This window comes from Vibrio sp. 14N.309.X.WAT.E.F5 (genome assembly GCF_030397615.1).
GTDB lineage: Bacteria > Pseudomonadota > Gammaproteobacteria > Enterobacterales > Vibrionaceae > Vibrio > Vibrio lentus.
The window spans coordinates 70,684-84,743 of sequence record NZ_JAPNXR010000005.1 but is presented as its reverse complement, the minus strand read 5'-3'; the positions used below and the strand labels follow the sequence as shown (position 1 = coordinate 84,743).

At 44.1% G+C, this 14,060-nt stretch carries 13 protein-coding genes; 5 read left to right on the top strand and 8 right to left on the bottom strand.

The window, feature by feature from the left end:
* Positions 1 to 53 precede the first annotated feature (53 nt).
* Positions 54 to 956 (bottom strand): LysR family transcriptional regulator, encoded by a 903-nt coding sequence (locus OW495_RS07895; RefSeq protein WP_102351846.1) that lies wholly within the window; start codon positions 954 to 956, stop codon positions 54 to 56.
* Between the two features lie 113 nt (positions 957 to 1,069).
* On the opposite strand from OW495_RS07895, the gene OW495_RS07890 reads away from it, so the two are divergent.
* The 3 genes from OW495_RS07890 (at position 1,070) to OW495_RS07880 (ending at position 2,932) form a co-directional block, all read left to right on the top strand.
* Positions 1,070 to 1,381 carry an antibiotic biosynthesis monooxygenase family protein gene (locus OW495_RS07890; protein WP_102280308.1) on the top strand — a complete coding sequence of 104 codons (312 nt, stop codon included), beginning with the start codon at positions 1,070 to 1,072 and terminating at the stop codon, positions 1,379 to 1,381.
* Positions 1,378 to 1,773, top strand: coding sequence for a RidA family protein (locus OW495_RS07885; RefSeq protein WP_102296860.1), 396 nt, complete (start codon positions 1,378 to 1,380; stop codon positions 1,771 to 1,773). The genes OW495_RS07890 and OW495_RS07885 overlap by 4 nt, the downstream gene beginning before the upstream one ends.
* A 250-nt stretch (positions 1,774 to 2,023) precedes the next feature.
* Positions 2,024 to 2,932: a LysR family transcriptional regulator gene (locus tag OW495_RS07880; protein ID WP_102514016.1), complete on the top strand. Its 909-nt coding sequence runs from the start codon at positions 2,024 to 2,026 to the stop codon at positions 2,930 to 2,932.
* Positions 2,933 to 3,116: 184 nt separating this feature from the next.
* Here the strand turns inward: OW495_RS07880 and OW495_RS07875 are convergent, their stop codons facing one another.
* From OW495_RS07875 to OW495_RS07855, 5 genes are all read right to left on the bottom strand, one after another.
* Positions 3,117 to 4,634 carry a DUF1254 domain-containing protein gene (locus OW495_RS07875; protein WP_102514015.1) on the bottom strand — a complete coding sequence of 506 codons (1,518 nt, stop codon included), beginning with the start codon at positions 4,632 to 4,634 and terminating at the stop codon, positions 3,117 to 3,119.
* A gap of 203 nt (positions 4,635 to 4,837) precedes the next feature.
* On the bottom strand, positions 4,838 to 5,491 hold the full coding sequence (locus tag OW495_RS07870; RefSeq protein WP_102328409.1) for a hypothetical protein: 654 nt from the start codon (positions 5,489 to 5,491) through the stop codon (positions 4,838 to 4,840).
* Positions 5,492 to 5,564: 73 nt separating this feature from the next.
* Positions 5,565 to 6,896: a hypothetical protein gene (locus OW495_RS07865; RefSeq protein ID WP_241910178.1), complete on the bottom strand. Its 1,332-nt coding sequence runs from the start codon at positions 6,894 to 6,896 to the stop codon at positions 5,565 to 5,567.
* 173 nt (positions 6,897 to 7,069) lie between these two features.
* Positions 7,070 to 7,990 carry a LysR family transcriptional regulator gene (locus OW495_RS07860; protein WP_102297680.1) on the bottom strand — a complete coding sequence of 307 codons (921 nt, stop codon included), beginning with the start codon at positions 7,988 to 7,990 and terminating at the stop codon, positions 7,070 to 7,072.
* A gap of 142 nt (positions 7,991 to 8,132) precedes the next feature.
* Complete coding sequence (locus OW495_RS07855; protein ID WP_102351842.1) at positions 8,133 to 9,041, bottom strand: DMT family transporter; 909 nt, start codon at positions 9,039 to 9,041, stop codon at positions 8,133 to 8,135.
* Positions 9,042 to 9,166: 125 nt separating this feature from the next.
* Here OW495_RS07855 and OW495_RS07850 point away from each other — a divergent pair, with 125 nt between their 5' ends.
* Positions 9,167 to 9,649 (top strand): MarR family transcriptional regulator, encoded by a 483-nt coding sequence (locus OW495_RS07850; protein ID WP_017054932.1) that lies wholly within the window; start codon positions 9,167 to 9,169, stop codon positions 9,647 to 9,649.
* A gap of 98 nt (positions 9,650 to 9,747) precedes the next feature.
* On the opposite strand, the gene OW495_RS07845 is transcribed toward OW495_RS07850, so the two are convergent.
* Together OW495_RS07845 and aceB are read right to left on the bottom strand one after the other, a co-directional pair.
* The gene (locus OW495_RS07845) at positions 9,748 to 10,188 is read right to left on the bottom strand and encodes a heme-binding protein (protein ID WP_008220964.1); all 441 of its coding nucleotides are present in this window, start codon (positions 10,186 to 10,188) and stop codon (positions 9,748 to 9,750) included.
* A 101-nt stretch (positions 10,189 to 10,289) separates the two neighbouring features.
* On the bottom strand, positions 10,290 to 11,915 hold the full coding sequence (gene aceB / locus OW495_RS07840) for a malate synthase A (RefSeq protein WP_102514014.1): 1,626 nt from the start codon (positions 11,913 to 11,915) through the stop codon (positions 10,290 to 10,292).
* Positions 11,916 to 12,228: 313 nt separating this feature from the next.
* Between aceB and gcl the strand changes: the two genes are divergently transcribed.
* A complete protein-coding gene (gene gcl, locus OW495_RS07835; RefSeq protein WP_048613984.1) occupies positions 12,229 to 14,001 on the top strand; it encodes a glyoxylate carboligase in 1,773 nt (590 codons plus the stop codon).
* Positions 14,002 to 14,060 lie beyond the last annotated feature (59 nt).

Sequence of the window (14,060 nt, the reverse complement as noted above, 5' to 3'; positions counted from 1 at the left end):
GCAGAACGATAAATCGTCAGTTCAGCGGATTATGATTATGTGGTTGAAAGAGATTAAGAATAAGATTCAGCGTGTTTTTTTAGGTGTTCAATAAAGGCTCGAATTCTGGTTGGCACCTGTAATCCATAGTTGTGTACGATATAGAAAGGGGCTTCAAGAACCTGATCTTTAGGTAAGGTATTTACCAATGTCCCTTTTCTCAAGTCTTCTTCAATTGCTTGTTTAGGTAAACAGGCAATCCCTAACCCCGATAAAGCCATCATTCGTATGGTTGGGACACTATCTCCAACTCTGTTTGCTCTGAATTGGTAGGTATTTACTTTGCCTCTATGGGTTTCAAAGCTTCGTTGACTGTTGATACCTTCCCATTGATTGGCAATGTAGTCGTATTCGGCAAGATCACTTGATGTGATGGGCAACTGAATTTGTGCCTTGGTCAGGTAATCAGGATGGCAACATAACACTTGCTGAAGATCTCCGAGCTTGATGGCTCGAGATGTTGAATCAGGAAGATCTCCAACTGTGACCGACAGGTCTATGTATTTGTCGATAAGATTTAAGCGCATGTCGCTGGCCAATAGTTGAGGCTCTATACGAGGGTGGCTCTTCATAAATTCGCACATTGCTGGGCCAACAAGGTTTGTCATTAGTGTGTGTGGAGAAGTGATGGTGATAGTGCCAGCAAAATCAGAACAGGACTCGCGCACTTCTTCTTCCGCAAGCGACATTAATTTTCGCATTTCCAAGCATCGTTGATAAAAACGTTGTCCAGCGTCGGTTAAGGATTGGCGACGTGTTGTTCGAGTGATTAATTTCACACCAAGGTGTTGCTCAAGCCCTTGTAAATGATGACTAACAACAGATTTTGAGAGGCCTAGCTTATCAGCCGCTTTCGTTATGGAGCCCGATTCTACAATTTGGGCGAATACTTGCATGCGATGTAATTCGTTTTTCATGGTGGTTATTGTCTCACTTAATCGAACTATGTTTGAAATTCTACGGTATTTATCTATTTTAACAAACAAGTAAGATTCTCCTCGTACCTTACAAAAATAAGATAATGGAGAGAATGATGACTATTTTAGTGCAATTTACCTTGAGCCATACTGAAGATAAAACGGCAGAAATCGTTGAGTTTTTTAACGAAATATTGCCAGATACTTGTACTTTTAACGGCAACCTATCTGCGGAGCTTTATCAAAAAGATTTGTCTGAAAATTCTTTGGTGTTATTCGAAGAATGGGAAAGTACGGCTCATTTCAATGAATACATTGCTTGGCGTAAAAACATCGGTGATTTTGACCGTTTAGGCGCGATGCTTACGGATATGCCAGCTATCACCGTCATGTCTAAAATCGTCACTACACCTGAGGTGGAATGATGAATAAAATATGGAGCCCTTCTACCGTTCCAGCTCCAGCCGCTAATTATCATCAATGTGCGTTGATCCCCGCTGGTTCAACGCGGTTGCACATTGCTGGGCAACTAGGGATCGATAATGAAGGTATGGTGGCTGAAAGTGCGGAAGAGCAGATTGTATTGGCTTGGACAAATTTGAGAGGAGTGCTTCAGGCAAACCAAATGGATGTGGAAGATCTAATCAGTGTAAGGCTCTATTTGGTTGATCGGAATGATATGTCTGACTATCAAGCTGCAAAGCAGCGATTGCCTTTCGATGTTGGCGGGCTTCCAACAACATTATTGTTTGTTCAGGGACTCTTTGATGAGCGATGGAAAGTTGAAATTGAAGCCGAAGCAGCAAAATTGATTTAAGTCTCTAACCGTGTGCTCAATTGATACGAAATATCATGACATGGAGAAAAGCCCCTTTATTCGATTAGACCATAAAGGGGCTCATCATGACGAATGTGCGACATATTCCTTAGCGTGCTGACATTTTCATTTGGAGAATACTTGCGTGAAAAATGCTACTGGCAGCAAAGTTATAGCATTGAGTATTGAAAGTTTACTTTGTTCAGCGCCATACTGCTTGAATACGTAGAGCGTGGCACTAGGAGGATGTTTGAAGAACACCATCGACTTAAACTTATATCGCTTTTTGAGTCTGCTTTATGATCAGCAATCTCAGGCTAAGGTTTGTCATACCTTGGATATTAGCCGTGCGACGTTCAACCGACATTTAGCCGATTGCCGTGATTTGTTTGCCAATGAATTGTTTATTGCGACAAAGGGAAATTATGCTCCGACTTTGTTTACCACTCAGTTGATGTTGGTGGTGAAAGAGCCACTTGAACAGTTAGAGCAAGCGCAGCAAATCTCTCAGTCGTTTGAGGGAACGGATGCCAATATCGAGTATGTGTTCCATGCTGCCAATCCTCTTAGCACTCTATTGACGGTACCGCTGCTTAAAGGGTTATCCAACACAGACTACCATCCTAAAATATCCATGATGGACTGGTCGTTAGAAGGGGTTGAGTATCCCCAAGCAGGCACTCTTGCTGTTGGAATATCAGGATACCCGAATGATCTTAATGATAATCTTGTAGAACGGAAAGTGGGGTCGCTTGCCCTGTTTGCTTATGTGGCGGACTCACATCCACTCGCTGACAATAAAAACATAGACCTCACTCAACTAGAGAACTTTGATACGGTTCGTGTATCGATGGGGACTCTAGATGGCAACTCTTACTATGAGCGTTTGCGAAAGCGTACTGGTATCAAGCTAGAGCAAAAGCTTACTGTTGCTTCTGTATTTTCAGCATTAGAGTGTGCTCAAGTGAGCCAATATGTGTTTATTGGATTCAATATGAATGATGCATCGGTACTTAGTGGACTTACTAAAATCCCAGTGGTGTTCCAAGGTGAGGAAATCTTCTTTGATGTTGGGATTCAATACCATCGTGCTTGCTACCAACACCCGGTTGTTAAACGTATTGAAGGGCTGTTGTCGACTTGCTTAAAGGCGATTTAATTGAACTGGAAAGGTGAATCGATAGTGTATCTTTTAATAGCTGAGCGTTAAAAACTATCAACTAAGAACTAAGAACTAAGAACTAAGAACCAGATAGAAAACCAATTAAAGAGAATCAAAAAACGCGCCTAATGAAGGCGCGTTTTTTAGTTTACGGGAATCGATGATTTAAGCGCTAAGTAGATTACTCTACGCGTTCCACATCTCCCGGTTTCCATGTTTTGTCATACCACGTTTCTTGTGGTCCATATAATCTCAGAATCGCAAACCAGCCTTTACCCGGTACGGTTTCAATCCAGTTTGCTTCTTTTCCTTTTGGTGGTTTCGGGCCAAAGTACAAATCGACTGAACCATCTTTGTTTTCGACAAAGTCATCACGCTGATTATTCTTACTTGGCAATGGTTGGCTCGTTTGCAGCTCTGAGCGAGTTTGCGTGTCGTAAGCCACCACGGACCAGAAGTTTTTCGCAGGAACATTCGCAGGAATATTCACTTTGTAGTTTTGGCTGCCATCGAAATATTCACCATCTTTCGCTTGATCAATCAGCGCGTATTGTGAACCTTTGTTGATAAGCTTAAGTGCCATCGCTGGTGTGTTTACTGTTGCCACATAGAAGAAATAAGTTCGAGCATCTAGGTTGCGTCCACCTTCACCTTTGTCTACTAACCATTGGTAATCTTTACCAATAAAGGCCGTTTTCCATAGGCGATCATCATAGATGTAGGCTTTTTCATCTCTCGGCTGGAAGTACAGAGATCTAGCTGTTGCGTTACCAATCGCTACCCCATCTTTCATCAGCTTCTGCATGCGTTCGTCAGGAGCAAAAGGCTTGTTCTTTTGAATACCAATGCTCGATAGTAAGCCGCGCAGTTCTGGATCGATAAACGAGATTGGCTCTTTATCCAATACCGTTTTTATCTCTTTGTAGAAATGCTCGTCGTTCGCATGAATGGTATTGAACGGTTTGCCACTGCCTGAGATGAACTCCATTTTTGGTTGATCATCTTTCTTCGCTAATGGGTAGATTTTCAGTTTCTCTTTGTAGGCTTTCATCGCCGCATCGGTTTTACCGTCTTTCAAGAAGCCGCGAGCAATAAACCAGTTGGTGTAGCTGGTGGACTGCGAAACAAAGTAGCCTTCCGGCACTTCACCTTCATAGCCAGGAGGCAGAATTAGGTATTTACCGCCTTTGCCTTTATCGGGTCCGACAATGCCTAAGTCGGTGACAAAGCGAAAGAATGCATCATTAACGGTCGTTGGGCCCATGCCTTCAGGAACCTCAATGACTGTTGGTCCATCTTTCTCTAAATCAAGGAAGACAGAGGCATAAACGGTATCGGTATTACCCGTTAAGAATAGTGGGTTTGAATCCATCAGCTTATCGAACACAACAACTTGATTTGATGACTTTGAACCTAATTCAACGTGCCCAAGGCGCAGCGCTTCTACAGATGCCATAGGAATCGCGTTGAGAAACACCTCTGTTGAGCGAAGTGTATCGAGGTTGTCATAAAGCTTTTGTGCCGTTTCTGCCGTTGGTGCACCATCTTTAAAATTTAATTCACCGATGCTGGTTTGTACGGTATCTGGAGTCATGATGCTTGGAGGAATCTCAGTATTGTAGTTTTCCGTAGCAAGTACTTGGTTTGATATGAAGATACTGCTCGCTAACACAAGTGCTTTCAACTTCGATGTAATCATGGTGTCACCTTTAAGTTTTGTTTCGATGCGCTTACTTTATGTTAGTTGAAAAAACATATCTGATACGTTGCAGGCTCAAAAATGAGTCTCACTTCATCCTTTATTGTGAAAGCGTACGATGAGACTTTTATAGGGTGAAAAACCAAAAAGCCCCTTTACTAAATAGTCAGTAAAGGGGAGAGAGCTACCACACGAAAGGTAAACTAAAAACGAAGGTTGAAACCTAGCTCAACGCTGCCATCAGAACGAAATACGTCTCCCGGACTAACGCGTTTTTGACCGAATGTGTATTTCACATAAGGTTCCACCCATTTGGGTTTCAGCGTAAAAGTGACGTCTTGGCTGTTGTAATAACCTTTTGAACCCGTTAATTGGCGGTCATGACTAAATGAATAGGAAAAGTTCATAAACTCTGTGGGAGAGTAACTTGTCCCGACCGTGTTCTTCCACTCTCTATCTGTCATATCTATGAGGGACAAAGAAACATCGCGCCATTCATGCGATGTGTTCGCAAACACCATAATATTGTTCGTGATGGCGGTACCACCAAATAAGCCTATATCGTAGATATCGATAAGATCTGCTCGGCCATAACTCACGAAAGCTTCAGTGTAAAAGTTACCCAACATTAAGCCGTAGCCAGTGCCAATTTCCAAGTAGCCCTCAGAATCTATTTCTGCGCTAATATTGATCTCTTCAGTCGCTTGAATTACGCCAGATACTGTACCTATCCAATTATCTCCCGCCTTAGCAGTTTGAAAGCTCAGGCTTGGCTCATGATAATTTAAAGTTTGTAATTGATGGTCATTTGCATATACCGCTAGGGGCATCAATAAAGTGATTAGTAGTCGTTTCATCGTGTTCTCAACTCTCAAATAAAAAGGAGCCGCTAATAAGCGGCTCCTTTGCTTTTATATTTATTATTTTTGATTAGCTGCGACTAACACGGTCTTTTACAGTTTGCTTGATTTGCTGACGTTGTTCTTGAGAAAGAGATTGAATCTTCGATTTTAGTTCAGCTTTCTGTACTGCACTTGAGTTATCTAATTCCGGTAGGTTGGTATCTGCTGTAGGAACGAATGTCCAAGAGCCGTCGCCTCGAAATATTTCAAGCTTGTTGCCGTTCTCACCTGTGATTGTAACCATGCGATCTTGAGGGTTAACGGCTGGGTTCAGTTCAACTTTCACTACACCATATGCTTCGCTTGAAACGTAAATTTTATTCACTTGGCCATTTTTGTTGCGCTCGACATGGCCTAGCCCATTGCCGTTTGCATCGATAATGTGGTCAGCGTCGTTAATACTTGCAATAGTAATCCCATCTACAACTAGTTCACCACCAATCACCGCAATATCTTTACCTATTGGGTTTTCTACGTCATCGTAGATTGGCAGGTCAGGTGTGCCCGCTGGAATGAATGTCCAAGAGCCATCACCACGGAACAGTTCGAGTTTGTTACCATTTTCACCAGTGATAGTGATCATACGATCTTCGGGGTTTACTGCCGGGTTAAGTTCAATTTTAACTTCGCCATAAACATTAGTTGATACGTAGACCTTGTTAACTTGTCCGTTACGATTGCGTTCAACGTGGCCAATCCCGTTGCCATCCGCGTCCACAATACGGTCTTGGTCATTGATGCTTGCAACAGTTTCACCGTTTACAATCAATTCACCGTCAATAACTGCAATATCTTTACCTATTGGGTTTTCTACGTCATCGTAGATTGGTAAGTCTGGTGCACCAGCAGGAATGAAAGTCCATGAGCCATCGCCACGGAAGATTTCAAGTTTATTTCCATTTTCACCGGTGATCGTAACCATACGATCTTGTGGGTTTACAGCTGGGTTTAGTCCTACTTTCACTGATCCATATGTATCAGTACTTACATAGATTTCGTTAACTTGACCGTTTTTATTACGCTCAACGTGTCCAACCGCGTGACCGTCAGCATTGACGAGTTTATCGTTTCCATCGATGTAAGCTACAACTTCACCATCGACTTTTAGCTCTTCATCTACCACGACAATATCTTTTGCTACAGGAACAGTTGGCTCTGTGAATTCAGGGTTGTCAGGGTGTTCGGGAGATATCTCTATAGGGTTACTAGGAGAGGCTTCAATTGGATTGCTTGGGGCCATCTCAATAGGGTTCATTGGTGCTTCGCCATCTTGACCGCCATTACCATTGCTTGAACCAGAAGAAGAACAGCCAGCTAGGAAAGAGGCTGCGATAAGGGTACTTAGTAGTTTTAATTTCATGATTTACTCTCAAATAATTGTTAGGAACAAAGTTTGCTTCTTGCAGTGTTATGTGGCGTTCCTAGCCGATGAGAGAAGTATATGGATTGTACAAATGAGCCTCTAATCCCTTGAAAGAATAGAGGCCTTAACGATGAGTTATTAATGAAAGAGGGGAAAGAAGGTGATAACCGCTAGTTATCATTGAGCAATAGCTCGAGTTTTTTCTTTAGCCACAATGTCACTGGGCTATTGCGATTTTTGTGGTGGTAGTATGCACAAACGGTTGGTTGAACGTCCGCACTATCAAACAATAGTTTGATTGCTCTAAGTGAGGTCTTTTGCTCAATCTCAAGGAACTTAGATGCAGGGAAGATCATATCAGAGTTTCTTACTACATCAATCACTGCAGATGGTAACTCTGAGCGAAAGCCTATATTTGCGGTATGACCTTTTATTTTGAGAATCTTTTCTGCGAGCGATTGGTGGGAGTTCCAATCTACGGCGATGACCGATGCTATTTCGAAATTAATGCCATCTTTTACTTCTAAATAATCATTTTCATAAGGGTGGTCTTTTCTGACATAGCCTTTGAATGTGTCTTTAGCTATTGGCTGCTGAAGCAGTTCTTTAGGCGCATGATTGATATCGTAGTTAAGGCCAATATGCACTTCATCATTAATGATGTCGGTCATAGTAGTACCAGACCAGTTCAATAGCTGAACCTGTACCAAAGGGGCTTCTGCTCTTATCGCTTTAAAAAGTTTACTGGAAAGGGACGAAAGCAAATAAGGAGAGAGAGCGACTTTAACCACACCTTGCAGTTCTTCGGGGTTGAACTCATTACTACTGTTTAATGCAGAAGAAAGCTCATCGAGTATCGGAGAAATACTCTCAGCCAACATGTTTGCGTGTTCAGTTGCGCGCAAACCGTGGTGAGTTTTGACAAATAACTCGTCGTCGAAGTGATCGCGTAACCTTTGGAGAGCTTTGCTGATTGCAGGCTGAGATACGAATAGGCGTTCGGAGGCTTTACGCATATTCCTCTCCTGGTGCAGAATAATAAAAGTTCGTAATAGATTTAAATCCAAATTGGAAAATAGGTCTTTTGCCATATTAGGTACCGACATAAATTAGTAATTTAATAATAAGATGGTGTTCGGTTGAGGACAAATAGATATTTCGCATAGATGTGATGTGAATAAAACAAAACCCGCACTGGGCGGGTTTGTTGAGTTTGGTTATTGCGGTGCGGGCTTATTGCTGTACTTTGCTTTGCGTAACGGGGTTGACCGTTTTGGTTTGTCTTACTGCGAGGATAAGTTGCGGCAGTAGTGACATTACGATCATGCCTGTCATTAGTGAGTATTGAGTGGGAGTAAACGATTCGCCCATCAACACCATGCCTGTCACGATACCCGCAACAGGGTTGGCAATACCGCCAAAAGTAAAATCAACTACTGACATACGTTGTAGCAACCACACATACATGCCGTAACCCAGCGCTGTGTTTAGCCCAATCACCCACAATAGACCCATCGCATTACGAGTATCGAAATGAGTGACAGCGTTAACATAAGGTTGCGGGTCGATGAATGCATGAACGCCAGAAGCAACAGACAAAATCGTACCACCTAAAATCAGCTGCCACGTTAATACCTTCCACCAATGCATGCGGTTACCGAGAGACTTAGTCAGACTACTGCCGATGACGATACACATGATTGCAGCAAACATGGCGCCTAAGCCTATTGGGCTTAAAGCGATCTGACTTGGGTCGAAGAGTATCCAGGCTAAGGTGATTAAGCCAATACCAGACAAGGCTTGAATCAAGTGCGGACGCTGTTTCTTAACCACCCAGTGGAAGATCATCGCGAACACAGGTACAGAGATCATACCCACGCCAGAAATCGCCGAAGGCAGCGTAAGCGCCATCACGAAGATCAAACCAAAGAAGGTCGCGATGTTAATCAGACCTAAGGTGAAAATGATCTGCCACTCGCCTTTTTTTGGCAGGCTAGGTTTTACTGCAAGCAGCAATAAGCCAGCAGGCAAGGCGCGTAAAGCACCAAGTAGCAGAGGAGGCCATTCCTGAAGAGTAAACTGCGTCACTGCATAAGTTGTTCCCCAAAAGAACGCGGGGATCATCGCGAGTAATATGTTCATATGAAATATCTTTACGTTAAGATAACTAATTGTGTGAACTGTATACTTAGATCATGTGGTTGTAAAGTATCTTTATGTTAAACTAGTTTGAAGTAATCAAGACTAATAACGGAGCGAGATTGCAAATGGATGCTATCGACCGCGTAGTAGAGCAATGGGCAAAGGAAAAGCCTGAGCTAGAAACTGAGCCTATGGCAATGATGGGCCGGATTATGCGTATTGCCAAGTATATGGAGACTCAAGTTGCCGAGCTTCATAAAAAATACGACATGAAACTCGGTGAGTTTGATGTGCTGGCTACGTTGCGACGTTCTGGAAAGCCTTACCGACTCACGCCATCAGAATTGATTGGGTCGATGATGCTAACATCTGGCGCGATGACCAATCGCCTTGATAAATTGGAAGCTAAAGGGTTGATCAGTCGTGAGCACAGCAAAGAAGACAGACGCAGCGTGAGTGTTCAGTTAACCAAAGATGGTCTTATTCTGATTGACCAAATGATGACTGAACATGTCGAAATGCAAAAAAAGCTGGTTAAATCTCTGTCTGCGAGCCAGAAGAAGAACACCAACCAACTGCTGAAAACATGGTTGAGTGCGTACGAGTAGTTTTGTTGATTTTCCTTTGGATTCATAAAAAAACCGAAGCTATCTGGCTTCGGTTTTTTATTCCTGTCTAAGAACTTCAAGTACAGCGAGTTGGCTAGTTAAGCTTGGAGCATCTCATCACTGAACAGCTCTGCGCAGCCAATACCATTAATGGCGCAGCTCTCGTCGATGTCTGAAATGTCACCGCTCACGCCGATTGCACCCAATACCGTTTTATCCTTATCTCGAATCAGTAGCCCCCCTGGCACTGGCACCATGTTTCCGTGTGCGAGTACGTTTACGGCGGAGATGAAAGCTGGTCGGTTGTCAGCATCTTGGGCGAGTTTTCTAGAGGAACAACCCAGTGCGAGTGCCCCCCACGCTTTAGCAATCGCGATGTCTGGTCGCATCATGCTAGAGCCGTCTTGACGTTGCAGAGAAATCAGCTTGCCACCGCTGTCTAAGACGGCGACCGTCAAAGGTTCTGTGTGGATCTTGTTTCCTGCTTTTAAGGTGCCATCGATGATGGTTAACGCTTGTTGTAGAGTCAAACTTCCCATGTTATCTCCTAGTTTTTCAAGGGGCCGTGTACCAAGCTAAGCCTGCCAATCATTACTCTTGTTGTGAATATCATTGACTGATTCAGCTCGGAACAAGAGTCCTAACTGGACTCTTGTAATAGCCCATAGCTGGGTAAAGTTAGGAAGGCAGCGAACTCTTTGGCTGTAGAAAGTTGATAGAAAAGATCGGCTGTCTCTTCAAATCGACCTGCTGTATAGCGCGAGTCTCCGACTTCATGTTTTATCGTGTCTAGCTCTTGGTAAAGCCAAGAGTGGAATAGTGATTTGGTAAAGGTTTGGCCATCATCGAGTGTTACCCCGTGGTGGATCCATTGCCAAATATTGGCTCTTGAGATCTCTGCGGTGGCGGCATCTTCCATAAGGCCGTAGATAGGTACACAACCGTAGCCTTGGATCCAAGCCTCAATGTAATAAAGCGCAATGCGTATATTCTTACGTACTCCTGCTTCATCGCGGCTGCCTTCACAAGGTTTTAGCAACGATTCTGCATTGATCACATGCTCCGGGCTTTGAAAATCCATTTGGTTTACTTTGCCATCTAAGTGCTTATCAAAGATCGACATTGCCAAATCAACCAATGCAGGGTGCGCGACCCATGTGCCGTCGTGTCCGTTCTGAGATTCTCTTTGCTTATCTTCGATAACCTTGGCGGTTACACGCGCCATTTCTTGCGGATCTTTTGCTGGAATAAAGGCCGACATACCACCCATCGCCAGCGCACCGCGAGCATGACAAGTACGCACCAACAGTTGGCTGTAGGCGTTGAGGAATTCTTGATCCATGCCGATCCCATGACGATCTGGCAGGATGCGGTCATTATGGTTCTTCAGCGTTTTGATATAGCTGAAGATGTAATCCCAACGGCCACAGTTCATTGCCACGATATGATCACGCATTGCGTACAAGATCTCTTCCATTTGGAATACGGCTGGAAGTGTCTCAATCAAAACTGTCGCGCGGATTGTGCCTTTAGGTACGTGGAAATAGTTTTCGGTGAAGCTGAAAATATCGTCCCACCATTGCGCTTCTTCCATGCTCTCAAGCTTGGGAATGTAGTAGTAAACGCCTAAGCCTTGTTGTGCACGTGATTGATAGTTGTGGAAAAAGTACAAGGCGAAGTCCATCAAGCAACCGCCGATAGGCTGATTGTTGAATTGGATGGATTGCTCAGGAAGGTGGATCCCTCGTGGACGTGCGATCAGCAGTGCAGGATCGTCGTTTAATTGGTAACGCTTCTGCTTCTTCTCATCGAAATAACTAATGGTGCCAAGGTTGGCATCTCTTAGGTTGATTTGCCCTTCGACCATATTGGCCCAAGTAGGAGAAGACGCATCTTCAAAGCAGCACATGAAGACTTTCGCGCCTGAGTTTAGCGCGTTGATCACCATCTTTCTTTCGATAGGTCCGGTGATCTCTACTCGGCGATCCAGTAGCTCTGGTGGCGGTGTCGCCACTTTCCACTCTTTATTCTGGCGAATGGAAATGGTGTCTTTTCTGAAATTGGGTAACTCACCCTCGTCATATTGAGCTTGTTTTACGTCGCGGTCACTTAGCAGGGCATGACGGCGATCTCCAAACTTATTGACGAGAGCTTCTAAGAATTTTAATGCATCTTTAGACAAGATCTCTTTGTACTCGGAGTTGTCCATCTTCCCAAGTACCTGCATACATTGTACTTCTTCTCTCTCTTTTACGTCATTCACCATTGTTGTCTCCTTTAAACAATACGATGTCACTTTGTGTACAAAATGCTCTTTTTAAGGATATTTATATTGTAGAAATTGTAAACAAGCAAACGGTATTTAACATTTATTTATCATTTAATCTTTTTGTAATTTATTTTTACGTAAAGATATTTTATGTAAAGCAATGAATTGTAAGCTTTTCAGGATGAGTGCGTACTTAATGTGATGGGTTGATGTAACAAAATTGTTTCATTATGGGGTTGATAAATAGCGAGGATGGTTCATAGTACACAAAAGTTAGTTTAATTGTATACAATCTGAACTGGAGGTTCGAATGGCAATTATGAAAGCGATTGAAGCAGCGGTAGAAGTGCTTAAACGTGAAGGTGTAGACATCGCATTTGGTGTTCCCGGCGCAGCAATAAACCCTATGTATGCGGCTATGAAAAAGCTCGGAGGAATCGACCACGTCTTAGCTCGTCACGTAGAGGGTGCATCCCATATGGCCGAAGGGTACACGCGTACTAATCAAGGCAATATAGGTGTGTGTATTGGTACCTCTGGCCCTGCGGGAACGGACATGATCACGGGCCTTTATTCTGCGTCTGCAGATTCGATCCCAATTCTATGCATCACCGGCCAAGCGCCCCGTGCTCGTCTTCACAAAGAAGATTTCCAAGCGGTCGACATTGAATCTATCGCCAAGCCAGTGACCAAGTGGGCAACCACGGTGCTGGAACCTGCACAAGTGCCACGCGCATTCCAAAAAGCCTTTCATTTGATGCGTTCGGGTCGCCCGGGGCCAATCCTGATCGATCTACCGATTGATGTTCAGTTGGCTGAGATTGAGTTTGATATCGATACCTATGAACCGCTAGAACCTTACAAACCGCAAGCAACTCGCGCGCAGGTTGAGAAAGCATTAACCATGATGTCTCAATCAGAAAAACCGCTGATTGTATCGGGTGGTGGCGTGATTAACGCTGGCGCGTCCGAATTGCTACAACAGTTCGCCGAAATCACCGGTGTGCCAGTGATCCCAACCTTGATGGGCTGGGGCTCTATCCCAGATGACCATGACTTAATGGCGGGTATGGTGGGGCTACAGACTTCTCACCGTTACGGTAACGAAACCATGCTCAACTCTGATTTCGTGTTTGGTGTCGGTAACCGTTGGGCCAACCGTCATACCGGCTCTGTGGATGTTTACACCGAAGGTCGTAAGTTTGTTCACGTTGATATTGAACCAACCCAAATCGGCCGCGTGTTCTGTCCGGATTTAGGCATAGTCTCTGATGCGAAAGCTGCGCTAGAGCTAATGGTTGAAGTGGCGCAAGAGTGGCGTGACGCTGGCAAGCTGCCGAACCGAAATGCTTGGGCAAGTGAGTGTCAGGAACGCAAATCGACCATGCTGCGTAAAACCAATTTCGATGAAGCGCCAATGAAGCCTATGCGTGTTTATGAAGAGATGAACAAGGCATTTGGTCGTGACACTTGTTATGTGAGCACCATTGGTTTGTCGCAAATCGCTGCGGCTCAGTTCCTGCATGTTTATAAGCCGCGTAACTGGATCAACTGTGGTCAAGCTGGCCCACTAGGTTGGACAACACCAGCCGCATTGGGTGTAAGAGCAGCTGATCCAAATCGCGATATCGTTGCCATCTCTGGTGATTACGATTTCCAATTTATGATCGAAGAACTGGCAGTAGGTGCGCAATTTAATTTGCCCTACATTCATGTGTTGGTGAACAACTCGTATCTAGGTTTGATTCGCCAAGCACAGCGTCAATTTGATATCGATTATTGTGTACAACTGGCGTTTGATAACCAGAATGCGCCAGAGCTTGAAGGTTACGGTGTTGACCATGTCGCGGTTGTTGAAGGTTTAGGCTGTAAGGCGATTCGAGTTCGTGAACCAGAGCAAATTGCCGCTGCGTTTGAACAAGCCAAAGAGTTGATGAATAAGCATAAAGTACCGGTTGTTGTTGAGCTGATTCTTGAGCGAGTGACCAATATTGCGATGGGCGTAGAGATCAACGCCATCAATGAATTTGAACCGCTTGCCGAAAGCCGCGGCGATGCTCCAACGGCGCTGGCGTACAAGTAATCATTAAGTAATGTGTATCCGTAGAGCTGAGGTTTAGCCCTACGGAAAGCCTCCGATAG

Coding starts and splice junctions, on each gene's coding strand:
- OW495_RS07895 (WP_102351846.1), bottom strand. CDS start 956: ATGAAAAACGAATTACATCGCATGCAAGTATTCGCCCAAATTGTAGAA.
- OW495_RS07890 (WP_102280308.1), top strand. CDS start 1,070: ATGATGACTATTTTAGTGCAATTTACCTTGAGCCATACTGAAGATAAA.
- OW495_RS07885 (WP_102296860.1), top strand. CDS start 1,378: ATGATGAATAAAATATGGAGCCCTTCTACCGTTCCAGCTCCAGCCGCT.
- OW495_RS07875 (WP_102514015.1), bottom strand. CDS start 4,634: ATGATTACATCGAAGTTGAAAGCACTTGTGTTAGCGAGCAGTATCTTC.
- OW495_RS07870 (WP_102328409.1), bottom strand. CDS start 5,491: ATGAAACGACTACTAATCACTTTATTGATGCCCCTAGCGGTATATGCA.
- OW495_RS07865 (WP_241910178.1), bottom strand. CDS start 6,896: ATGAAATTAAAACTACTAAGTACCCTTATCGCAGCCTCTTTCCTAGCT.
- OW495_RS07860 (WP_102297680.1), bottom strand. CDS start 7,990: ATGGCAAAAGACCTATTTTCCAATTTGGATTTAAATCTATTACGAACT.
- OW495_RS07855 (WP_102351842.1), bottom strand. CDS start 9,041: ATGAACATATTACTCGCGATGATCCCCGCGTTCTTTTGGGGAACAACT.
- OW495_RS07850 (WP_017054932.1), top strand. CDS start 9,167: ATGGATGCTATCGACCGCGTAGTAGAGCAATGGGCAAAGGAAAAGCCT.
- OW495_RS07845 (WP_008220964.1), bottom strand. CDS start 10,188: ATGGGAAGTTTGACTCTACAACAAGCGTTAACCATCATCGATGGCACC.
- aceB (WP_102514014.1), bottom strand. CDS start 11,915: ATGGTGAATGACGTAAAAGAGAGAGAAGAAGTACAATGTATGCAGGTA.
- gcl (WP_048613984.1), top strand. CDS start 12,229: ATGGCAATTATGAAAGCGATTGAAGCAGCGGTAGAAGTGCTTAAACGT.